Genomic DNA, 22249 nt, shown 5'->3' on the forward strand with positions numbered 1-22249 from the left:
GTGCGATGGCATTAGTGCCCAGAGGGACCATGGTGGTTGGCTAGCGCCCACGCCCCTGTCAGTCTGGCGTCACGCCACCATCCCGCACTATCCGCTCCCAACGCGGAATGTCCGCGTCCAGGCCCGCCCGTGTCTCGACGGCAGTGCTGCCGACCGGCTCGAAGCCAAGTTCCGCGAGGCGCGCCCGGATCGCTGCGCTGGTGACGACGGCCCGCGCGGCGCCGGCGAGGCGCTCGACGATCGGCTCCGGCAAACCGGCCGGCCCCACCAGGATGTTCACCAGGGCCGCGTCCACCTGCGGCAGACCTGCCTGGGCCATGCTCGGCACATCGGGAAGCAGGGGCGACCGCTCCGCCCCGGTCACGGCCAGCGCGCGAAGCCGCCCGGCACGGACATGCTCGGCGATGGCCGGCACTGTGCCGAAGGCCATCTGCACGCGCCCGGCGAGGAGATCCGTGATCATCGGACCGCCGCCGCGATAGGGCACATGGACGTAGTCGAAGCCCGCCGCCTGGCGGAACTGCTCGCCGGCCATGTGGACCGCCGTGCCGTTGCCGGCCGACGCGAAGGTCAGCGCGCCCGGCTTCGCGCGGCCTTCCGCGATCAGTTCCGCGACGGTCTGCCACGGGGACGAGGCTGGCACGACCAGCGCCAGCGGCGCGCGGACGAGCAGCGACACCGGCGTGAAGTCGCGCCGCGTGTCATAGGGCAGCCGCGAGCCGAACAGCGCGGGGTTCACGACGAAGGCGGTATCCATCACGCCCAGCGTGTAGCCATCCGCCGGCGCGGTCGCGACGGCCTGCGTGCCGGCGATGCTGGCAGCGCCGCCGCGATTCTCCACCACGAAGGACTGGCCCAGCGCGGTGCTGAGTTCCTGGGCGAGCAGCCGCGCGGTGATGTCGCTCGCCCCGCCCGGCGGGTAGGGCACGATCAGCCGCACCGGCCGGCTCGGCCACGCCTGCGCCAAGGCCGGTCGCGCGGCCGCGCCCAGCGCAATCCCGCCCGCAAGCAGCGATCGCCGGCCCATGGTCATCGAATTCATTTGTTCCTCCCTGGTCGTGTCGCGGCGTCAGGCGGCATCGATCTGCCACTGCTCACCAAGCCATGGCGCCAGTCGTGCCGGATCGAGCTCGAAGCCGAGGCCCGGCGCGTCCGGCACCGCGATCGTGCCATCGGCCGCCGGGTCCATCGGTCCGAGCAGCGTCAGCAACGGGTTCGGCGTCACGTCGATCTCGATGAAGGGATAGGGCATCGGACCGCCGCCGCGGCGCGGCACCAGCAGCGACCCCATCTGCAACGCGGCATGGGCGTTCACCAGCGTGCCGAATACATGCGGCATCGCCGGCACGTCGAAGGCATCGGCCAGCGCCGCGATGCGCCGGAAGCCGTTGAAGCCGCCGCAGACGCCCATGTCCGGTTGCAGCACGGAGAAGGTGCGCGCCTGCAGGAAGTCGCGGAACGCCGCGAGGCTGCCGAGTGCCTCCCCACCCGCGATGGCGCAGCGCGTCGCCTGCGCCACGGCCTGATAGCCGCCGATATCCTCGGGCTGCAGCGGTTCCTCAATCCACAGGAGGTCGGCATCCTCCATGTGTCGCGCGCTTTGCAGCGCGGCACCGACGGCGTAGCCCTGGTTGATGTCCACCATCAGCGCCGCATCCGGCCCAACCTGCCGCCGCATCGCGCGCATCACCTCGCCGTCGCGATGCGGCGCGACACCAACGCGCGGCTTGATGGCGCGGAAGTTGCGGCGCAGTAGGTCATCGACCTGGCCGGGATACTCTCTGTAAGGGTCCGGGCCCTCGGCGATGAACGGTCCGCTCGCATAGGCCAGCATCCGGTCGCGCAGCGCGCCGCCCAGCATGCGCGCGACGCTGACGCCGAGGCTGCGCGCGGCGAGATCGTGCAGCGCCATGTCGATGGACGAGATCGCCATCATGCCAGCACCGCGCCGGTCATAGTTCAGCGTGCCGGCCATCGCGTGATACAGCCGGCCAAGGTCCTGCACCGGCTGCCCGAGCACCAGCGGCGCCAGCCGCGCCCGGATGAAGGCGGCCGCCGCGAAGGGCGAGGAGAAGGCCTCGCCCCAGCCGACCGTCCCGTCCTCGCCGATCGCCTGGACCAGCAGGAAGTCACGCCGGCGGATGAAGGTCGAGGCGTTGCCGAGTGCCGGGCTCGGCGAGAAGCCGAGATGGTAGCCACGCAGGCCGATGATCTTCACCCATCCTCCAGTCCCGCCGCGCGTGACGGCGGTGCAGCGTTGGTCCGCTATGAGCCTTCAGTCGGCTCGGATGTTGGCCTCTTGCACAAGGCGGCTCCATTTGGCGATGTCGGCGGCGATGAAGGCGTCGGCCTCGGTGGCATTGGTGCCGCCCGGTTCCAGACCAAGCGCCGTCAGCCGCTCGCGCACCGCGTCGCTGATCAGCACCGCCGCCGTCTCGGTGCGCAGCCGCGCGACGATCGGCGCCGGCGTGCCCGACCGCACCGAGAGCACGTGCCAGACGGCCAGCGAGAAGCCGGGAACGCCGGCCTCCGCGACCGTGGGCAGTTGCGGATAGGCGGCCGAACGCTGCTCCCCTGACGTCGCGAGGGCCCGCAGACGGCCGGACTGGAGCAGTTCCGCAACCTCGGCGGGGCCGGCGAACATGAAGTGCAGCGTGCCGTTGATCATGTCCGTCAGCGCCGCAGCGTTGCCGCGATACGGCACATGCTCGGCCTGGAAACCCGCGATCTGGCCCATCATCACCACCGCGACGTGGGATGGCGACCCAACGCCGGGCGAGCCGTAGGACAACCGGCTCGGCGCCGAGCGCGCCTGCTGGATCAGGGAGGGCACGTCGCGCGCCGGCCCATCCACCGGCACGACGAGCACGCTCGATGCGCGCGCGACCATCGCGATGGTGGTGAAGTCGCGGCTCGTCTCGAAGCCGGCCGTGCGGACGATCAGCGGGCTGATCGCGTGCGTGCCGATATGGCCGATGACCAGGGTATAGCCATCGGCCGGCGCCTGCGCGGCCGCCGCCATGCCGAGCAGCCCATTGGCCCCGCCGCGATTGTCCACCACCACCGGCTGGCCGAGCCTCTGTTGCAGCCCGGCGGCGATGAGCCGCGCCAGGATGTCCGAACTGCCGCCGGGCACGAAGGGCACGATGAGGCGGATCGGCCGGTCCGGCCATTCCGCCCGCGCGGCCGGCGCAAAACACGACAGCAGCGCGACGGCAAAGCAGGCCAGCACCCGTCTGGTGAAGCGCATCCCGTTGTTCCTCCCGTTGTTCGTTTGCTTGACGCGCTTACCGGAGCGCGCGCGGTGCGATCTTCCGTCCGGCGAGGACCGGGTCGCTGCTCGGCTGCAGCAGGCCACAGCCGCCTGCCACCGCCCACCACAGGCTGTCGGCGCGATGGACGATCAGGCATTCCAGGCTGCGGATGACGCCATCGCCTTCGAAGGAATGGCCGAGCGCGATATGCGCGATCTCCTCCGGCAGGCCAACGGCGATGCAGATATGCGCGCCATACACCGAGTGGCGCAGCGACGGCAGGCCGGTCTGGGACGGGTCGCCTTCCCAGCGGCGCCGGTTCTCCGCATCGAACTCCCAGGGCTTGCCAACGTCATGCACGAGGCCGCCGGCCAGCACGATGTCCCGGTTGATGTTCGCTTCCGGGAAGGTCGTGGTGAAGTTGTCGGCGATCGACAGGGCGATCTGCGTGACGCCGCGCAGATGCACCGTCTGGTCGCCGCGCTTGAGCGGGAACATGCCGGGATTGCCTTCCCCCGGCAGGTCCGACACGCGGGCGAAGCTGCTCTCTGACAGGGCGTAGGCCCAGGCCTCGATGCATTTGGCCCGCAATTCGGCATCGGCGATGTCGGCGAGTTCCGGCAAATCCTCGACGACGGCATCGCGCAGGGCCTGGGTGACCGGCCGCCGGACGCGGCGATCCATGAAATGCACGGTGCTTCTCTCCCCACTCGCCGCTGCCCTCGGAACCGGGCCGCTTACGCTTCAGGTTGTGCCAGCGGAATCCATATGGAAAATATCTCTTTCGACAGCATTCATGTGATTCAGGTTATGCGTCTGCGGCTTCGGGAGCTGGAGGTGTTCCGGCAGGTGATGGAGGTGGGCAGCGTCACCGAGGCGGCGCGCAGCCTTGGTACGTCGCAGCCCGCGGTCAGCAAGATGCTGCAGCAGGTCGAGGACCGGCTGGGCTTCGACCTGTTTGTCCGGGATGGCCGGCGCTTGCGACCTACGGCTGAGGCTCAGGCCCTGCTGCCGGAGACGATGAAGGCCTTCGGCGCGCTCGACGCCGTGCATCGCCTGGCGGATGACCTGCGCGTCGGGCGGTCGGGCATCCTTACCATCGCGGCCATCCCGTCCCTCGCCAACAGCCTGCTGCCGCTGGCGATCCAGCGGTTCCGCGAGACGCGACCGCATGCGTCGGTCGTCGTGCAGACCGGGCGGGCGGCGGAGGTCACCGCCATCGTCAGCAGCCAGGCGGCCGATCTCGGGGCGGTTGTCGGGCCGGTCGGCCAGGCGGATGTTCGCGTCAGCGAACTCGGCGCATCGGCGCTGGCCTGCGTCATGCCGAAGGGTCACCCCCTGGCTGAACGATCGAGCGTGACGCCCAGCGACCTGCAGGGTCTTTCGCTGATCTGCCCGGGGCGCGGCTGGCCGATCGGCACCATGCTGGAAGGCGCCTTCACCAATGCGAATGTGCCGCTGCGCATCGCCATGGACGTGCCGCAGGCGACGATCGCGGGCGCGCTGGTGCGTGCTGGCGCGGGTGTCGCGGTGCTGGACGGCTTCGGCGGCATGTGCGTCGCGGCGCCCGATCTCGTGGCAGTGCCCCTGCGGCCGAGGATGGTGAGCGTCGCGCGCCTGATCGAACCGCGGCACCGTCCACTGTCGCGGCTCGCGCTGGAATTCCGGCGGGAACTGCTGGCGGTCACGGAGGCAGCGGGGTTCCGCTGAGGACGGGGGCCAGGCCCATCGCGACTATCCATCATAAGCGATGCGGAACCCTGTGTGCCCGGCCGACGTGTCAGGGCTGTGGCCCGTCCGCGCCGCGATGCGATAGCGGTAGCAATAGCTCTCGTGGCAGAGATACGAACCGCCCTTCATCACGCGTTCGCCGGCGGATGCCGCCACCGCATTGCGTGCCTTCGCCATGGAGGACAGAGAGCGCACGCGGAACGCATCCGCGCACCACTCCCACACATTGCCGCACATGTTGAACAGGCCATAGGCGTTCGGCGCGAAGCTGTCGGCAGGCGCGGTCCCCGCGAAGCCGTCGGCGGCCGTGTTGCTCTGCGGGAAGCTGCCCTGCCAGATGTTGCAATGGCCGGCATTGGCGTCGTCGGGCTCGTCCGCGCCCCATGGAAACCGCGCCTTCCGATCGCCGCCCCTCGCGGCGTGTTCCCACTCGGCCTCCGTCGGCAGCCTTCCCCCCGACCAGGCGGCGTAGGCGGCCGCGTCATTCCAGGACACATGGATCACCGGATGATCGGCACGATCCGCCGTGGATGACCCGGGGCCTTCAGGCGCCGACCAACACGCGCCCTGGACCTTCGCCCACCATGGCGTCTGCGGCGGGCTTTCCACTGCCGCGCCGGGCGGCAGGAACGCGCGGAAGACATAGGACCAGCCGTAGCGCTCGGCATCGCTCCGGTACCCCGTTCCCGCCACGAAGGCAGCGAAACGCGCATTCGTCACGGCCTGGGCGTCGATGCGGAAGGGGCGGAGCGAGATGCGCCGCGCCGGCCCTTCGCCGTCAGCGCGAAAGACCGGGGCATCGGTGCCGATCGTCCCCTGCCCGCCCGGAATGGCGACGACGACCGATGCTACCGACGGATGCGCACGCTGCGCCATCGGGGCCGGTGCCGCGCCGGCGACCGCGCCGCGCCCGGGGACGCAGCAGGCCTTCGTACCGTCCGGCGGCAGGATCATCGCGTTTCCTCCGTGGTGCGCCTCGCACGCGGCGCCGTGGAACGACGCCTCGGCGCACGATGATCGACGGTGCCCCCGGCACCTGCAATGACGCGCGCTGCCGACTCGATCTGCTTCATCAGGCGCAGCGCGGTGGGGCTGAGATAGCCCTTGGCCCGCCACACCAGCCCGGCGGAGCGATCGAAGAGGTCATCCGACGACGTCATGGCGACCTCGCGATAGGCGTGCCCCAATTCGGAGGGCCCGAGACGCGAGCGTTCGAGCAGGGCCAGCGCGTTGAAGGTTACGCCGAGCCGCAAGGGAAACGGGTGGTCGCGCAATGCCACCATCGCCGAGGGAAACATCAGGCCGCGACTGCCGAACTGATGCTCCAACCAGCCGCGCGCTTCGGTTCCGGTCGCGGGCACCAGCCAGGTCTGCGTTGCGAGGTCAGGCCAGGACACGCCCGCGCGATCATGCAGCGGATGGTTCACCGGCGCGGCGACGACACGCGGGTCGCGGAACAGCGGCTTCCACATCAGGTCGCCATCATTGGCGAAGCCTGAACCCGCGACAGCGAAATCGATCTCGCTGTTCAGCAGCAGGCGTCCAAAGATCGCCGGCGTGCCGCCCAGCATCTCGATCATCATGCCTTGCCGCATCAGCGGCCGCACCGCGTCGGCGAGAAGCATCTGCGGAATGCCGATCCCTACCCCGATCCGCACCAGCCCGGCGCGACCGCTGCGCAGGTCGCGCATCGCGATGCTCGCATCCTCGATCCTGGCATGGATGTCGCGCGCATGCGCGGCGAAGATCTGGCCCGATTCCGTGAGGACGACGCCGCGCGCCTTCCGCTCGAACAACTGCATGCCCAGCGCGCGTTCCAGCCGCGCCACGGATTTCGTCAGCGTCGGCTGGGAAATCCCGAGCTGTCGCGCCGCCGCGCTGAGATTCTGGCTGCCGGCGACCGCCAGGAAGTATCCGATGTCATCGGTGTTCATCCGTCGCCCCGCCCCGCGGCGGCATCGCGACCGAGATCAAGGCGACGCCACGCGTTATGCCAATCCGGCATGGATTCCATGATCACCATCGTAGTCGCCTCCCGTCGCCGCAATCTAGGCTCGATCCGACGATCGGCAGCGACGGCGGCATCAACTTCAATGATGCCCGCGCATTAGGGAACAGTTGCATGACCAAGGCTCGGAATCTGCTTGTCATCATGTCGGACGAGCACAATCCGAAGATCGCCGGCTATGCGGGCGACACCGTGGTCGCCACGCCGCATCTCGATCGGCTCGCGGCGCGCGGCACCCGGTTCGATGCGGCCTACACGCCCTCACCCATCTGCGTTCCCGCCCGCGGCGCCTTCGCCACCGGCCAGCCGGTGCATCGCAGCCGGTGCTGGGACAACGCCATAGCCTATGACGGCCGCATGCCGTCGTGGCACAAGGCGCTGCGGGATCGCGGCCATCACGTCGCTTCGATCGGCAAGCTGCATTTCGAAGGGCATCCAGGCCAGGATTACGGCTTCAGCGAGATGATCCTGCCGATGCAGATCACCAACGGCACCGGCGACGTCACGATGCTGCTGCGCGACCCGACGGATGTCCGCGAGGCCGGCGCGCGCAAGCTTCTTGCCCAGTCCGGGCCGGGCGAGAGCGAGTACTCCATCTACGATCGCCGCGTCGCCGCCGCGGCGCAGACCTGGCTGCGCGAGAGCGCGCCGCGGCATACCGACAAGCCCTGGGTGCTCTTCGTCTCGATGGTGTCGCCGCACTTTCCGCTGACCGCGCCGCCCGAGCACTACTACCGCTATGCCGATCGCGACCTGCCGAAGCCGAAGCTGTGGGACGCACCCGTGGAGGAGCGGCTTCCGCATCCCTGGCTGCGCGGCTACGGCCATCGCTCCGACCACTACCGGCACTTCCGCAGCGATGACGACCTGCACCGCGCCCTGGCGGGGTATTACGGCCTCGTCTCCTTCATGGACGACCATGTCGGCAAGATCCTCGCCGCGCTGGAAGCGGCCGGCATCACGGACGATACCCGCGTCATCTACACGTCGGACCACGGCGACAATCTCGGCTCGCGCGGCCTATGGGGCAAATGCACGATGTACGAGGAAAGCGCGCGCATCCCGCTGCTGATGGCAGGGCCGGATGTGCCCGCTGCGACAGCCTGCCCGACGCCCGTGACGCTGTGCGATGTCGCGGCAACGATCCTCGATGCGGTGGGCGCGGCCGACGCAATCACGGAACTCGCGCTGCCAGGCGAATCCCTGCTTGCCTTGGCCGGTGCGCCGCCCAAGGACAAGGCTGCGCTATCGCAGTTGCACACCTACTGCCCCAACGGCGTCTTCATGCTGCGAACGCTGCGGCACAAGTACATCCACTATGTCGGCGCCGCGCCGCAACTCTTCGATCTCGAGGCGGATCCGGAGGAGCTGCACGACCTGGCGGGCGATCCGGCCCACGCGGCGTTGCTTGCGGCGCTCGAGGCCCGGCTGCGCGCCATGCTCGATCCCGAGACCGTCGATGCCGAGGCGATCGCCGCCCAGTCGCGCAAGATCGACGAGTATGGTGGCACCGAACGCATCAGTCAGAAGGAGCGGATGGCCTATACGCCACCGCCCGTGGGTTGAGGGAGGCGACCATGAATCGACGTTCACTGCTTCTCGCGGCACCGGCGCTGACGCTGGCCCGTCCCACGCGCGCCCAGATAGCCGGCGGGCGGCCGATCCGGATGGTCGTGGCCTATCCGCCCGGCGGGGGTACGGACCTGATGGCCCGGGCGGTCGCACAAGGTCTGCGGACGCATCTGGGCCAGAACGTCGTGGTCGAGAACCGCGCGGGCGGCAACGGGACCGTGGGTTCGCTGTCGGTGGCGCAATCCCGACCGGACGGAACGACGCTGCTGTTTGCGTCAGGCAGCGAGTTGGCGGTGAAACCGCTGCTCGAGGCGGATCTTCCCTACGATGCGGTGCGTGACTTCGCGCCGATCGCCCTGATGGGCATCACGCCTGTCGGCGTGGCGGTGCATCCATCCGTGCCGGCGAGCACGATGGGCGAGTTCATCGCGCTCGCCAAGGCCCAGCCCGGCAAGCTGAACATCGCCAACTCCGGCCGCGGCGGCGTGATGCACCTGACGGCGGCGTACCTGGCGTTGCGTGCCGACATCAACGTTGTCCATGTCGCCTATCGCGGTGCGGCGCCGGCGGTGGCCGACACGGTGGCGGGAACGACGCAGGCCGTGGTCTCCGGGCTGCCACCGCTGCTGCCGCAGGCGCAGGAAGGCCGGCTTCGGATGCTTGCCGTCGCGGTGCCGCGACGCAGCTCTGCCCTGCCCGATGTGCCGACACTGGACGAGGCGGGCCTCACCGGCTTCGACATGTCGAACACGGTGGGCATCGTGGCGCGCCAGGGCACGCCGGCCGACATCCTGGACGCGGTGAATGCCGCAGCCAATCGCGCCATCCAGGATCCGGAGATCCGTCAGGTGTTCGTCATGAATGGCGCCGAGCCGGCCGGCTCCACGGTCGAGCAATACGCAACCTTCGCTCAGGCCGAGCGGGATCGCTTTCGTGCCGTCGTGCGCGCAACGGGCATTGCCGTGCAGGACTAGCGATCCGTCGACAGTTCGGCTGGTCTCTGTTCTGAACTCCGAGATGGCGCAGACAACGCCACCCGGGAATGGCCGCGAGGCCCCGCCTTAGCCTCCCGCTCTATCGCCATCGATTGTCGAGGGCCGCTCCACCTCACTCATCCTTCTTCTGCTCGGAGTGAGGCGTTGGCCCTATCTCACTGGGGCGCAAAACAAGCACCCGAGGTGCGCTAGCTGGACTTGCCATCCAGAATTCGGCTGGCAGCGATCACCTGGTCCGTATGCTCGCCGAGTTTGGGCGCGGAATGGGGATTCTCCGTCGACGATCGCGACATCCGGATGGGATTGCGAACCACACGTGCAACGCCGCCGTCCGGCAGCGTCACCGATTGGACCAACTCCCTCGCAATGACATGCTGATCGTCAAACACCTGGGCCAAGTTGTTGATCGGGCTTGCCGGAACCCCCGCCGCCTGAAGGAGAGCGAGGCACTCCGCCACCGTTCTTGTCCGAAGCGCGGCGGCGATGATCGGCGCCAGTTCAGCGACATGAGACAGCCGCGCTGCATTGCGGGTGAAGCGATCGTCGCGTGCCACGTCGAACAGCTCGAGCGCGGTGCAGAAGCTTTGAAACTGGCTATCATTGCCGACGATGATCATGATGTCGCCATCGGCGCATCTGAAGCTGTCGCTGGGATAGACAGTGGCTAGGCGGTTGCCGGCACGCACCGGGAGCTTGCCCGTCGCGAGATAGCCCAGGCCGATGTTCGTCAACGCCCAGACCTGGACGTCCAGCAGCGAGAGATCGAGGTGCTGGCCGAGACCCGACGCGTCGCGTTCCCGGAGCGCGGCGAGGATCGCGACGTCTGCGTGCAATGCCGTCATGAGATCGGCAACGGCGATGCCGGACTTTCGTGGGCCGCCGCCTTGGACGCTATCGGGATCCCCCGTGATGCTCATGAGGCCGCCCATGCCCTGGACGACCGTGTCATATCCCGGCCGGGCGCTGTACGGCCCCGTCTGGCCAAATCCGGTTATGGAGCAATACACCAGTCGCGGGTTCAGCGCAGCGAGGCTGCCGAAATCCAAGCCGTATTTGCGAAGTGATCCGACCTTGTAGTTCTCGATGAGAACGTCAGCCTCCGAAGCGAGCCGTCGAACCAGATCCTGGCCCGCTTCGCTTGCAATGTCGGCGACCACTGAACGCTTCCCGCGATTGCACGTCCAGAAGTAGACAGACTCGTCGCGGGGAGACATCGGCTGCTCCCGCATGAACGGAGGCGCCCATTCCCGCGTATCGTCTCCCCTCTCCGGACGTTCGATCTTAACGACGTCGGCGCCCAGATCGACTAGGATCTGACCCGCCATCGGACCGGCCATGACCCGCGACAGATCGAGAACCCGGAGCCCCTGGAGGGCTCCGCGCCGCATTTCGCCGCTCACTTCTGCCCCCATACCGGCTTGCGTTTCTCCGCAAAGGCCGCGAGGCCTTCCTTGCAGTCATCCATGCCGAACACCGTTGAGACCAGGTCGACAGCGGCCTCCGATCGTTCGCGATACCCTGCGGCCGCCGTGCGGAGAAAGGCGTCTCTGCCCAACCGCATCAAGGCAGGAGACTTGGATGCGAGTGTCGCGGCGTAACGGCGGGCCTCGTTCATCAGTTCGGCTTCCGGCGCTTGGCGCATAACCAGGCCCAGCGACATCGCCTCCTGCACGTCGAATGCGCGACCCGTGAACAGAAGGTCGAATGCCCGATGCCGCCCCACGATCTGCGGGAGATGGCAGAAATGGATTGCGGGAAGGAGCCCGACGTCGAGTTCCGGATAGCCGAAGGTCGCGTGATCTGCCGCGATGATGACGTCGCAGGTGATCGCGATGGACATGCCCGCACCCCGCGCCGCGCCATTGATGGCAGCGATCGAAGGCTTGCCGAGCCGAAACTGGAGATCGCTGAGCCTGGCGTAGATCTTCCCGACAATGCGATGTGCGTCGGCCGGTGCGCCACGCAGGAAGGAGGGCAGATCGAGCCCTCCGCAAAAGCGCCCCGAGATGGCGCTCCCGATGATTACCGCGCGCACCTCGGAATCCTCGCGTGCCCTGTCCAGCGCTGCGAACAAGGCATCCATGAACGCATCCGTTATCGCGTTCACAGGCGGGTTGTCGAAGGTGATCTCGGCGACGCCGCCGCGCACCTCGTAGTCTATCACGATGTCCCTCCGTCAGTTGATCTAGGCCATGAGGCCGCTGCGCGACGCTATTCGGGCTGGATGCCAGCCTGCCGGATCAGCGCCTCCCAACGGACATTGTCCGCCCTGATTCGTGAATCGAGCCCGGCCGCATCCAGTGTGAGGACCGCAGTCGACGCCGTCGCAAAGCGCTCCTGCAACGCTGGCCGCGTCAGTGCCGCTCGGATCGCGGCATCGAGGCGCGTGACCACGTCCGGCTGCATGCGCGCCGGCCCCTGCACCGCAATGATCGTCTCGAGCGACATCTCGGCCGATGGGAAGCCTTCCTGCAGCGTCGGAACGTCCGGCGCGAGCGTACTTCGCGCGCCGGCGGAAACGGCGATCGCACGGGCATGCCCCGAGCGCATCTGTGCGAGCCCGCTGCCCAGATCGACGACCGCCGCGTCGATATGGCCACCGGCCAGGTCCGTCATGGTCTGAGGTATGCCACGATAGCTGACGGCGGTCGGGCGCGTGCCGCTCGCGGTCGCGAACAGCGCCAAAACGACCTGCCCGGATGGAGAGCCGAAGCCAATCGTCATCGGCTGCGCGGATTGCCGGGCACGAGCGTGGAAATCGGCGATGGTCCGGATCGGTGACGTCGCCTGCACCATGAAGATCATGGAGGTCGAACCGACGCCGGAGACGGGCTGGAAGCTCCCGACAGGATCGTAGGGGAGGTTTCGGATCAGACTGCCTGCCACGAACATGACCGAAGAGCCCATGAGCAATGTCTGGCCATCCGGTTGGCTTCGGGCGACATGGGCCGCCGCCAGTGTCCCCTGGGCGCCCGGACGATTGTCCACGACGACGGGCTGACCGAGCGACTCCTGCAGTTGCTGCGCGAGCGCGCGCGTGACGACGTCGGTATTCGAGCCTGCCGGGAAGGGAACGACGAGCGTTATCGGGCGCGAGGCTTCTTGAGCCCGCCCGGTTGCTGGTTGGCACGCCAGCAGCGACACCGCCGCGACGCGTAGGATATCCCGTCGGCACGGCGCGCGCCGCCGGCAGTCGGAGGTCGCCCGACAGCGTGGATCACCCCTGTCCATGCGGCAGTCGCCTTGTTGCGGCGCGTCACTCATTGCATTCCCTCCTTTACTGCACCCGTGCTCTTTGTGGCCGGGTTGATCAGACACCTGCGGATCGACGCTTTTGCTGCGCTGCCGAATGGCCAGCCCGTCATGACGAATGTTGGTGGAGGCTGTCCCGGCATGGCCGGACGCGCAAGCGGCTTCGAGGCGGTCCACTAGATCGGGTGGTTATGGGCTGAAGCGACAGCGCCATAGCGCACGGTCCGGTGATGATTTTCACATCCGCGCCGAACAAGGGCGGGACGTGAGTCGCATGGACTACAGCAGCTACCGATTCATCAAAGCGGAACGGCAAGGCCGGATCCTGACGCTCACGCTGAACAATCCGCCCATGAACACGGTGCAGATGGAACTGCATCACGAGCTTTCGCGGATCTTCCACGATGTGCAGGTCGATCACGACAGCGACGTGGTCGTTCTGACCGGCAGCGGTGACGTCTTTTCCGCCGGCGGCGACATCCCGAACATGCAGCGCCGCATCGACAACCCCGAGCTGTTCAATCAGAAGAACGTGGAGATGAAGCGCATCATCTACGGGCTGATTGAGCTGGAAAAGCCCGTGGTATGCCGCATGAACGGCGACTGCTTCGGCCTCGGCGCGACGCTGGCGCTGCTGTGCGACATCATCATCGCCGTAGACACGGCAAGGATCGCCGATCCGCACGTCAAGGTCGGGTACGTCGCGGGCGATGGCGGCGCCATCATCTGGCCGCAGCTCGTCGGATATGCACGCGCGAAGCAGTACCTTCTCCTCGGTGATCCGCTCACCGCCACCGAGGCGGAGCGGATCGGACTGATCAACTTCGCCGTGCCGGCCGGGGAACTCGATGCCAAGGTCCAGGAGATCGCGGGCCGTCTCGAGCGCGGCGCGACCAAGGCGATACGGTGGACCAAGACGTCGATCAACATCGCGCTCCGGCAGTTGGCCCACTCCATGTTGGATGCCTCGCTGGCCTATGAGGCTTTGACCAACATCGGCGCCGATCATCAGGAAGCGGTCAACGCGTTCCGCGAAAAGCGGAAGCCTGTGTTCAACAAGGCCTGACCCACCGACCGCGCAGCGTAACGTCTCCCACGAGAGGGATCCCATGCCCAAGGCTTTTGATGGTGTGCGCGTGCTCGATATGAGCCGCGTGTTGGCCGGCCCGTTCCTGGCTCAGAACCTGGCGGATCTTGGCGCCGACGTGATCAAGGTCGAGCGACCGGGACATGGCGACGAGTCCCGGACCTTCCCGCCATTCCTCGCCGCCAAGGACGGCGGCACCACCGAGGACTCCGCCTACTTCTCGACCGTAAACCGGGGAAAGAGGTCGATCACGGTGGACCTGTCCCGCTCCGAGGGACAGCAGATCATTCGCCGGCTCGTGGCGGAGACCGACGTTCTCGTCGAGAATTATCGCGTCGGTACGCTGGCGCGCTACGGCCTCGACTATGAGAGCCTTCGGCAGATCAACCCGAGCCTCATCTACTGCTCCATCACGGGCTTTGGGCAGACCGGCCCTTACCGCGAGCAGCCCGGCTATGACTACATCTTTCAGGCAATGAGCGGCCTGATGAGCCTGACGGGCCAGAGCGACGACCTGCCTGGCGGCGGCCCCGCCAAGGTGGGCGTCGCGATCTGCGACGTCATTACCGGCATCTATTCCAGCTTCGCCGTTGCCGCCGCGCTGTTCCATCGCCAGCGGACGGGCGAAGGGCAGCATATCGACATGTCGCTGCTCGACGTCCAGGTCGCCGCGATCTCTCACATCAACATGAACTACCTGGTTTCCGGCGTCATCCCGAAGCGCATGGGCACTGCGCATCCGAGCATCGTCCCCTACCAAGTCTTCGACGGATCGGATGGCAAGTTCGTCCTGGCTGTCGGCAATGATGGCCAGTTCCGCAAGCTTTGCGAGATCATGGGCAGGCCGAATCTTCCGGATGATCCGCTCTACGCCACGAACGTCGTCCGCGTGGCGAACCGTGCCGAGCTCGTCCCGCTGGTCGCATCGATCCTGCGGACGCAGCCGGTAAAGCACTGGGTGGATCGGCTGAGCGCGGTCGGCGTGCCCTGCGGCCCGATCAACGATCTCAAGCAGGTTTTCGACGACCCGCAGATCAAGGAACGCGACGTCCTCAAGACCATCCCGCATCCCCGCGCCGGCACGATGCCCGTGCTGTCCAACCCGGCCAGGCTGAGCGTGACGCCGCCTTCCTATGATCGGCCTCCTCCGAGCCTCGGCGAGCATACGGGGGATATCCTCTCGACCCTTCTCGGAATGCCCGCGGAGGAGATCGCCGACCTCCGTCGCGCCGGTGTCATCTGAGGCCCATCCAACAGACGCCTGCTGCCGGGAGAGGATCGCCGCATGCCGAGGACACCTGACTACTTCAAAGGGAAGACCGCGTTCATCACGGGTGCCGCATCCGGTATCGGCAGGGCCACGGCGCTCCTGTTCGGCCGAGACGGCGCGAATGTGGTTTGCACCGACCGGGACCTCGCCGGCGCGGAGCGCACCGCGGCTGAGGTCGAACGCCTTGGCGTGCGCTCGCTCGCTCTGGAGACCGATGTCGTATCGCGCGAGCAGGTGGATCGCGCCGTCAAGCAAAGCGTCGACGCCTTCGGCCGCGTCGACTTCCAGTTCAACTCCGCCGGCTCGGCGCTGAATCGCGCGACGTTCCTGGAGATCGACGACGACCTCTTCGATCGTACCTTCGACCTCAACGTGAAGGGTACCTTCTACTGCATGCAGGCCGTGCTGCCGCACATGCTGGCGCAGGGGAGCGGCGTGATCGTCAACGTCGCCAGCATGGCACACAAGCGTGGGAGTCCGGGTGCCTATGTGCACTATGCGGCGGCGAAGGCGGCCGTTCTGACCATGACTCTCGGCGTCGCGCGGGAATTCGCAGCGAAGAGAATTCGTTGCCTGTCGGTATCGCCGGGCCCGATCGACACCGGCTTCCAAGCGGCAGCCAACACGCCCCCCGAGAGCATCGAGAAGTCCCTTCTCGACGTTCCGATGAAGCGCTTCGGTCGGGCCGATGAGATCGGCGAGCTCGTGCTCTTCCTGTGCTCGGATGCGTGCGAGTTCATGACGGCCGACACCGTCTACGTCAGCGGCGGTGGCGGCTGGCGCTAGCCGGAAGCGACGGGCAGCAAGAACGATCTGCGGAGGAAAAAATGAACATGATTGGACGACGCGCGGCGATCGCGTCGGCGCTTTCGGTCGGGCTGGGTTCCGGGGCTCTTGCCCAGGAGTCCTGGCCGTCGCGCCCCATTCGGCTCGTGGTCGGATATCCGGCCGGTGGTCCCGGGGATCTGATTACGCGACTGGCCGCCGACGGCCTGCGGGACGAGCTGAATGTTCCGGTCATCGTCGAGAACAGGCCAGGCGCGGGCGGCGCGATCGGCGCCGCTTTCGCTGCCAGGGCGGAGCCGGACGGCTACACGATCTTCAGCGGCCATGTGCAGAACTACACGCTCAATCCGCTGATCCAGCGGTCGATCACCTACCGGCCGTTGGAGGACTTCGTCAGCCTCGGCACTCTTGCCGTCGTTCCGAATGTCCTTGTCGTCAACGCGCGCAGCTCGACCCTGACGACGGTTGCAGAGCTGGTGCAGCGGGCGCGCAGCAGGCCGGGCTCATTGACCTACGCGTCCTATGGCCCCGGATCGTCGCCGCACCTGCTCAGCGTGCTGCTCCAGCAGATCGGTGGATTCGAGGCCCTGCAAGTGCCCTACGCCGGGAGCGCACCGGCCCTCGCGGCGTTGCTGGCCGGTGATGTGGACTTCATGTTCGACAACGTGACCACCTCGGCAGCGCAGGTCCGTGGCGGTGCCGTGCGCGCGCTGGCGGTCGCATGGCCGGAACGGCTGGCGGTGTTGCCGAACGTGCCGACAATGGATCAGGCAGGCGTTCGTGGCTTCGATCTTCAGTTCTGGTTCGCGCTGTTCGCGCCGGTGCGGACGCCTGAGCCCATCATCCGCCGCCTCCGCGCCGCGCTGGCGGCCGCGGCCTCGAAGGCGACGTTCATCGAGCGGCTGCGCGCGCAAGGCGGAGAACCGTTCAGCGTACCGGCGGACCGCCTGCCGGACTTCTTCCGCCTTGAATCCGAACGATGGGCGAAGCTCCTCCACGACGCGGGCGTCAGGCCAGAATAGCGGTCACGCGTGACGGAAACGATGATGCCCGGAGATCTGACCGCATGCGCAGGCTGACCATCGGCGATGTCACCATCTCCAGCATCATCGAACGCGATGGTCCCTGGCAACGACCCGAGGTGATCTTTCCCGGCGCAGCCGCGGAGCCGGAGCTGCTGGCTCGACGGCTCGCCGAGGTTCCGCCGGAATCCTACGATCCAGCGACCGGCAGGTTGGTCCTGACCTACCAGACCTTCGTCGTGCGGACGCCGCATCACACGATCCTGGTGGATACCTGCACGGGTGAGGACAAGGGCTACAAGCCGCCCATGGACTTCTCACGGCAACCCTGGCGCGACGGGCTGCGGCGAGAGGGACTTTCCTTCGACGACATCGACTATGTCTTCTGCACGCATCTCCACATCGATCACACCGGTTGGAACACCGTTCTGAAGGACGGTCGCTGGGTTCCCACGTTTCCCCGCGCCAGATACATCTTTCATCGTCGGGAGTACGCGGCATGGGAAGCTGCGACACGGGCCGGCGAGAAGCACCATGGTGGCGGCGGACGCATCTTCCGCTTCAATTGCGAGCCGGTGGTCGAGGCAGGCCAGGCGATGCTGGTCGACGACGACTTCATGCTGGACGACCGCCTGACCATCGAGGCGACGCCGGGTCATTCGCCATGCCACTGCTGCCTGCACATCCGCAGCGGCGGCGAACACGCCGTGATCACCGGCGATCTGATGCACCATGCACTGCAAGTGATGGAGCCCGACTGGTCGACGCCGGTTTGCTGGGACCCGCAGCAGGCGGCAGCGAGCCGGCGTCGCTTCTTCGCTCGCACCGCCGGCAGCGGCACCAGGGTCCTGCCGGTGCACTTCCCCGATCCGACCGTAGGACGCATCGAGGAGGTCCAAGGCAGCTTTCGATGGGTGCCGCTTCGCTGAAAAAATGTCCTCGCCGTCGTCCGGAAGGGTCCGTTTACCCTTCGACCGACTGGGAAGGAAGCGCATCAGGGCTGTCGAGAGCGCGGTCGATTTCCGCCCTGGTCCAGCGATCGGCGCACATGCCGATGAAGTCGTACTCATACGAGCGCAAGCGCCTTTGCCGTCGCAGCGAAACGCCCGTGATGGCCGGTTCGAACAGGTGGCCGACCGGAATGGCGCGCAGGCCCGTGTCCCGGCCGGGATCGAAGGTCACGGACGAGACGATGGCGATGCCGAGACCGAGTTCAACGCAGCGCTTGATGACGTCCGCGTCGCTGGCCGCCAGGGCAATCGTTGGCGAAACAGCCGCACGATCGAACGAGCGTTGAACGAGCTTGCGACCCGTAAATGTCTGCTCGTAGCTGATCAGGGGAAAGGTGGCGATGGTTTCCACCGTCATGGGCTGGATGGACAGCGATGGATGGTCCGGTGGCACGATGAGCACGCGGTCGAAGCGAAGGCACGGCAGGGTGATGAGACCGCGCACGTGCCGCTCCGTGTCGGTCGTGATCCCGACATCCGCGTCGCCCGCCAGCAGCAAGGCCGAAATGCTGTCGGGATCGCCGTGTCGCAGCGTGACGCGCACATTCGGATAGCGGTGCGTGAAGCGCTTGAGGATCTCCGGCAGGACGTATCGCGCCTGCGTATGGGATGTCGCGATCACTAGGTTGCCGCGGCTTTCGATCGAAAGGTCCGTTGCGATGGCTCGGATCTGCCCCGCCTGGCTGACAATATCCTGCGCCAAGGCGATGATCTGCTTGCCGAGTGCCGTAACGCCCGAAATCCTGTTTCGGCTCCGTTCGAATATCAGAATGCCGAGCTCGTCTTCGAGAAGGCCGATTTGTTTGCTGATTCCTGGCTGCGATGTATTCATGGCGGCTGCAGCGGCAGAGATGCTGAGCCCTCTTTGAACGACCTCGCAGATATAGCGTAGTTGCTGCAGCGTCATTTCTGGCGGTGTTCCCTCCCTCGCGTGCCCGGTCGGTCCCGGCCCGTCGGGCCGTCGTCACTATTCCAGCCGGTTATAACGCATGAAGAGCGGGACTTTGCACCGCCCTAAGTGCCGCGCAATCGTCAAATCTGACAAAAGCAGCTTTCGAGGAAACGAGTTATGCAACCTGTGCTTGGGCGCCGCGTCGCCATGGGAATGGCCCTGTCGCCCATCATCGGCTGGTCGGCAGGTCCAGCGCGCGCGGACACCTATCCGAACCGTCCGGTCCGATTCCTCGTTCCGTATGGTCCCGGCGGCTACGGCGATACGGTGTCGCGCCTCGTGGGCAGGAAACTGGCCGAGTACCTCCGGCAGCCCTTCACCGTCGAGAACCGGCCGGGTGCCGGTGCCATCATCGGGACGGAAGCGGCGGCCAAGGCGGATCCCGACGGCTACACGATCCTCCAGGTATCGACGACGCACACGATCAATCCGAGCCTGGTCCGCACGCTGCCCTTCAATTTCCAGCGCGACTTCGCGCCCGTCGCACTCCTCGCGACGAGCCCCTTCATGCTGGTCGTGCCGGCCGACCTTCCGGTTCGCTCGGTGGCCGACCTCATTGCGCTGGCGCGGCAACGGCCGGGCGGCCTCAACTACGCATCGACCGGCCATGGCAGCTCGCATCACCTGACGGCGGAACTCTTCTGCGCCCAGGCCGGCGTGACCATGGAACACGTGCCATACCGCGGCACCGCACCGGCGATCGCGGACATGCTGGCGGGACGTGTCCAGGTGCTTTTCACGAGCACGATCGTGGCGCTGCCGCCGGTCCGCGAAGGACGGCTCCGTGCCCTCGGCGTGACAAGTCGCAATCGTATCGCGGCGGCGCCCGACGTGCCGTCCATCGCCGAGGCCGGGCTGCCGGAGTACGAAGCGAGTTCGTGGATCGGCGTTGTCGTGCCGACGAGGACGGCACCGGAGATTGTCGAGCGGCTGAACGCCGCGATCATCCGGGCTAATCGGGAGCCCGATGTGATGGCACTGCTCGCCCAGGAAGGCGCGGATGCACCCCCGCTTTCGCCGGTGCAGTTCGGTGACCTGATCCGAGCGGAGACGGAGAAGTGGGCGACACTCATCCGGGAACGGGGCATCACCGCCGAGTGATCCCCGAGCCCGTGGTATCTGGGCGCCTTCGACAGGCTCCGTGATCCGCGCGCCGCGACCTGGCGGCGCGCCTACTGCCCGGTGAAACGAGGGCGCCGCTTTTCGGCGAATGCGCGCACGGCTTCCTGGTGATCCGCGCTATCGTTGGTCATTGTCTGATACGCCAGCGCGGCATCGAGCATCGAGTGTGCGAGTGCCCGAAGCGGGATGTTGATGGACGTCTTCGACCATCGGATCGCCTTCGTCGCGCCGTTGAGGAACGATGAAAGAAACTCGGACACCTTCTCGTCGAGCTGATCGGCCGGCACGGCGTAGTTGATGAGGCCAAATCGCTCGGCGTCAGGCGCGGACATCAGTTTTCCGGTGAGGAGATACTCCTTCGCACGCATGTAGCCGATCAGCTGCGGCCAGATCGTGGCGGAACCATCGCCCGTGGAGTAGCCCATCCGCACATGGGGATCGCCGATCCGGGCGGTGTCCACGGCGATGGTGATGTCCGACAGGAGGGCAAGGGTAGCGCCAGCGCCGATCGCATCGCCATTGATCCTGCAAATCAGCGGCTTCTCAAGTTCCAGGAGGCTGAAGACGATCCGCTTCACCTCCAGATTCTTCCTGACCATCAGATGCGGATCATCGATCCGCCGCTGCATGAGCGGAATGTCGCCGCCGGCGGAGAACACATCTCCCTGGCCGGTGAGAAGTAGGACGTCCGACTCCGTGTCCAACTGCGCATCGTAAAATACCGTGGACAGCTCGCGGTGGAGCTGCTCGCTCCAACTGTTCATCGGCGGATTGTCGAGCACCAGCTTCAGCAGGCGCCCATCCCGTTCAATGCGAATGGCTTGGTAGCGTGAAATGTCCATGCGGGGCTCCACTTGCGTCCGACGGGCTCGGGCTTCCCATCCGTTGGGGTCAAAGTCTGACGCTTGCTACGTTCGGTTGGAAGCAGCGGAAGACGCTTTGCCGAACGATAGCTGAGCATCCCACAATGTCTTCAACGCCGCCGCGGTCGATCCGACGGGATCCGTTCCGGCATCTCGCAGACGCCCGGCCGTCGTCGCAGCTGCGACACTCTGCCGTACCGCATTCTCCAGTCGGCCGAGAATGTCCGCGGGCGTGCCGACGGACCCGAAGATCGCAATGAGCCGAGGTAGGTCGCCTCGCGCCTGGAGGTGCGCTTCAGCACGGTCGACTGCTTCAGCTTCACCACCCGCTGTCCGCCGACCCTCTCATTCCGGATTGATGGTCAAGAGCCCCTGAACAAAGCTGGCGGCCAGGTTCGGCAAAGGCCGCTGGCGCGAGGTCAGAATCCGTGCAGGCAATGGCACGAATGGCAGGAAGGGCCGCGTCTCCATCCCCTGCTCGCGCGCCGCCATGACCGCGAAGCCGTCCAGCACCGTGACCCCGACGCCGCCATGCGCCAGTGCGCAGGCGACCGAGGACTGATTGACCTCTACGGCCACATGCAACTCGGCATTCGCGTCCTCGAAGGCGCGGGCGACGAGTTGACCGGCCGGCAGGTGCCGCGCCACGACGATGATCGGCTCGCCCGCAAGGTCGGCGGGCGTCAATGCCTCCCGCGCGCACAGCGGATGGCCGTGTGGCAGCACGCAGCCGAGCGAGAGCATCCACAGCTCGCGCACCAGCACGCGCGCATCGCCGATATGGCCGATCACCATGCCGATATCGACGCGATGATCCGCGACCAGGGACGCAGCCTCCAGCATCGTCATGATGCGCATGTTGACGGTGACGTCCGGCCGTTCGGCGCGAAAGGCGCTGATGGCGGCGGGCAGGATGCTGTGAGCCAGCGTCGGCGTCACCGCCAGCCGCAGGAGCCCCGAGCGACCCGCCCGAAGGTCGCTCGCCATCCGCTGCACGACGTCGATCGCGGCGAAGGCGTTGAGCGCCTCGGGAAACAGAGAATGCGCCTCGGTGGTCGGCAGCAGGCGCTTCTTCACCCGCACGAAGAGCTTGAAGCCGAGCCGGTCCTCCGCCTGCTGCAGCATCTTGCTGACGGCAGGCTGGGATATGCGCAACGCCTCCGCCGCGCCGGTGACGCTGCCCCGTTCCATCACCTGGCGGAACACGTCCATTTCCCGAAGGCTAAGGATCATAACTTCAAACCATGATCTCTGTCGGAATTCGTATTTGAGTGCATGAGCGAAGCCTGGGCAAATCGCCCTCGACGCGGCCATCCAAGGGCCAG

Annotated in this window: 21 protein-coding genes; 9 read left to right on the top strand and 12 right to left on the bottom strand. The window is 66.8% G+C overall.

What is annotated here, in order from left to right; all coding sequences use genetic code 11:
• Window positions 1-58: 58 nt before the first annotated feature.
• From GXW78_RS20345 to GXW78_RS20360, 4 genes are read right to left on the bottom strand one after another with little or no spacing between them, the layout of a single operon-like run.
• Window positions 59-1042, bottom strand: a complete 984-nt coding sequence (locus tag GXW78_RS20345; protein WP_211870732.1) for a tripartite tricarboxylate transporter substrate binding protein — start codon at window positions 1040-1042, stop codon at window positions 59-61.
• 27 nt (window positions 1043-1069) lie between these two features.
• Entirely contained in the window at window positions 1070-2218 is a 1149-nt protein-coding gene (locus GXW78_RS20350; protein ID WP_211870733.1) for a mandelate racemase/muconate lactonizing enzyme family protein, read from the bottom strand.
• A gap of 57 nt (window positions 2219-2275) precedes the next feature.
• Window positions 2276-3250, bottom strand: a complete 975-nt coding sequence (locus tag GXW78_RS20355) for a Bug family tripartite tricarboxylate transporter substrate binding protein (protein WP_211870734.1) — start codon at window positions 3248-3250, stop codon at window positions 2276-2278.
• 37 nt (window positions 3251-3287) lie between these two features.
• The gene (locus tag GXW78_RS20360; protein WP_211870735.1) at window positions 3288-3938 is read right to left on the bottom strand and encodes an HD domain-containing protein; all 651 of its coding nucleotides are present in this window, start codon (window positions 3936-3938) and stop codon (window positions 3288-3290) included.
• A gap of 84 nt (window positions 3939-4022) precedes the next feature.
• On the opposite strand from GXW78_RS20360, the gene GXW78_RS20365 reads away from it, so the two are divergent.
• Window positions 4023-4964 (top strand): LysR substrate-binding domain-containing protein, encoded by a 942-nt coding sequence (locus tag GXW78_RS20365; protein WP_211870736.1) that lies wholly within the window; start codon window positions 4023-4025, stop codon window positions 4962-4964.
• Between the two features lie 24 nt (window positions 4965-4988).
• Here the strand turns inward: GXW78_RS20365 and GXW78_RS20370 are convergent, their stop codons facing one another.
• Together GXW78_RS20370 and GXW78_RS20375 are read right to left on the bottom strand one after the other, a co-directional pair.
• Window positions 4989-5939 (bottom strand): formylglycine-generating enzyme family protein, encoded by a 951-nt coding sequence (locus tag GXW78_RS20370; RefSeq protein ID WP_211870737.1) that lies wholly within the window; start codon window positions 5937-5939, stop codon window positions 4989-4991.
• Window positions 5936-6919 (bottom strand): LysR family transcriptional regulator, encoded by a 984-nt coding sequence (locus GXW78_RS20375; protein ID WP_211870738.1) that lies wholly within the window; start codon window positions 6917-6919, stop codon window positions 5936-5938. Before GXW78_RS20375 ends, GXW78_RS20370 begins: the two co-directional genes overlap by 4 nt.
• 188 nt (window positions 6920-7107) lie before the next feature.
• On the opposite strand from GXW78_RS20375, the gene GXW78_RS20380 reads away from it, so the two are divergent.
• Window positions 7108-8559: a sulfatase-like hydrolase/transferase gene (locus GXW78_RS20380; RefSeq protein ID WP_211870739.1), complete on the top strand. Its 1452-nt coding sequence runs from the start codon at window positions 7108-7110 to the stop codon at window positions 8557-8559.
• 11 nt (window positions 8560-8570) lie between these two features.
• The gene (locus tag GXW78_RS20385; RefSeq protein WP_211870740.1) at window positions 8571-9539 is read left to right on the top strand and encodes a Bug family tripartite tricarboxylate transporter substrate binding protein; all 969 of its coding nucleotides are present in this window, start codon (window positions 8571-8573) and stop codon (window positions 9537-9539) included.
• A gap of 209 nt (window positions 9540-9748) precedes the next feature.
• Here the strand turns inward: GXW78_RS20385 and GXW78_RS20390 are convergent, their stop codons facing one another.
• The 3 genes from GXW78_RS20390 to GXW78_RS20400 form a co-directional block, all read right to left on the bottom strand.
• Window positions 9749-10960, bottom strand: a complete 1212-nt coding sequence (locus GXW78_RS20390) for a CaiB/BaiF CoA transferase family protein (protein WP_338147798.1) — start codon at window positions 10958-10960, stop codon at window positions 9749-9751.
• A complete protein-coding gene (locus GXW78_RS20395) occupies window positions 10957-11709 on the bottom strand; it encodes an enoyl-CoA hydratase/isomerase family protein (RefSeq protein WP_211870741.1) in 753 nt (250 codons plus the stop codon). Before GXW78_RS20395 ends, GXW78_RS20390 begins: the two co-directional genes overlap by 4 nt.
• 62 nt (window positions 11710-11771) lie before the next feature.
• Complete coding sequence (locus GXW78_RS20400) at window positions 11772-12989, bottom strand: Bug family tripartite tricarboxylate transporter substrate binding protein (protein ID WP_211870742.1); 1218 nt, start codon at window positions 12987-12989, stop codon at window positions 11772-11774.
• Window positions 12990-13086: 97 nt separating this feature from the next.
• On the opposite strand from GXW78_RS20400, the gene GXW78_RS20405 reads away from it, so the two are divergent.
• From GXW78_RS20405 to GXW78_RS20425, 5 genes are read left to right on the top strand one after another with little or no spacing between them, the layout of a single operon-like run.
• Window positions 13087-13878 carry an enoyl-CoA hydratase-related protein gene (locus GXW78_RS20405; protein ID WP_211870743.1) on the top strand — a complete coding sequence of 264 codons (792 nt, stop codon included), beginning with the start codon at window positions 13087-13089 and terminating at the stop codon, window positions 13876-13878.
• 43 nt (window positions 13879-13921) lie between these two features.
• Entirely contained in the window at window positions 13922-15142 is a 1221-nt protein-coding gene (locus GXW78_RS20410; RefSeq protein WP_211870744.1) for a CaiB/BaiF CoA transferase family protein, read from the top strand.
• 42 nt (window positions 15143-15184) lie between these two features.
• Complete coding sequence (locus tag GXW78_RS20415; RefSeq protein WP_211870745.1) at window positions 15185-15955, top strand: SDR family NAD(P)-dependent oxidoreductase; 771 nt, start codon at window positions 15185-15187, stop codon at window positions 15953-15955.
• Window positions 15886-16977 (top strand): Bug family tripartite tricarboxylate transporter substrate binding protein, encoded by a 1092-nt coding sequence (locus GXW78_RS20420; protein ID WP_211870746.1) that lies wholly within the window; start codon window positions 15886-15888, stop codon window positions 16975-16977. The genes GXW78_RS20415 and GXW78_RS20420 overlap by 70 nt, the downstream gene beginning before the upstream one ends.
• 44 nt (window positions 16978-17021) lie before the next feature.
• Entirely contained in the window at window positions 17022-17906 is an 885-nt protein-coding gene (locus GXW78_RS20425; RefSeq protein ID WP_211870747.1) for an MBL fold metallo-hydrolase, read from the top strand.
• A gap of 34 nt (window positions 17907-17940) precedes the next feature.
• Here the strand turns inward: GXW78_RS20425 and GXW78_RS20430 are convergent, their stop codons facing one another.
• A complete protein-coding gene (locus GXW78_RS20430; protein WP_211870748.1) occupies window positions 17941-18894 on the bottom strand; it encodes a LysR substrate-binding domain-containing protein in 954 nt (317 codons plus the stop codon).
• Window positions 18895-19056: 162 nt separating this feature from the next.
• Here GXW78_RS20430 and GXW78_RS20435 point away from each other — a divergent pair, with 162 nt between their 5' ends.
• Window positions 19057-20040, top strand: a complete 984-nt coding sequence (locus GXW78_RS20435; RefSeq protein ID WP_211870749.1) for a Bug family tripartite tricarboxylate transporter substrate binding protein — start codon at window positions 19057-19059, stop codon at window positions 20038-20040.
• A 71-nt stretch (window positions 20041-20111) separates the two neighbouring features.
• Here the strand turns inward: GXW78_RS20435 and GXW78_RS20440 are convergent, their stop codons facing one another.
• Both GXW78_RS20440 and GXW78_RS20445 read right to left on the bottom strand, forming a co-directional pair.
• Complete coding sequence (locus GXW78_RS20440) at window positions 20112-20903, bottom strand: enoyl-CoA hydratase/isomerase family protein (RefSeq protein ID WP_211870750.1); 792 nt, start codon at window positions 20901-20903, stop codon at window positions 20112-20114.
• A gap of 366 nt (window positions 20904-21269) precedes the next feature.
• Window positions 21270-22157 (bottom strand): LysR family transcriptional regulator, encoded by an 888-nt coding sequence (locus tag GXW78_RS20445; RefSeq protein WP_211870751.1) that lies wholly within the window; start codon window positions 22155-22157, stop codon window positions 21270-21272.
• Window positions 22158-22249 lie beyond the last annotated feature (92 nt).

The sequence above is a fragment of the Neoroseomonas terrae genome, assembly GCF_018129025.1.
Taxonomy (GTDB): domain Bacteria; phylum Pseudomonadota; class Alphaproteobacteria; order Acetobacterales; family Acetobacteraceae; genus Neoroseomonas; species Neoroseomonas terrae.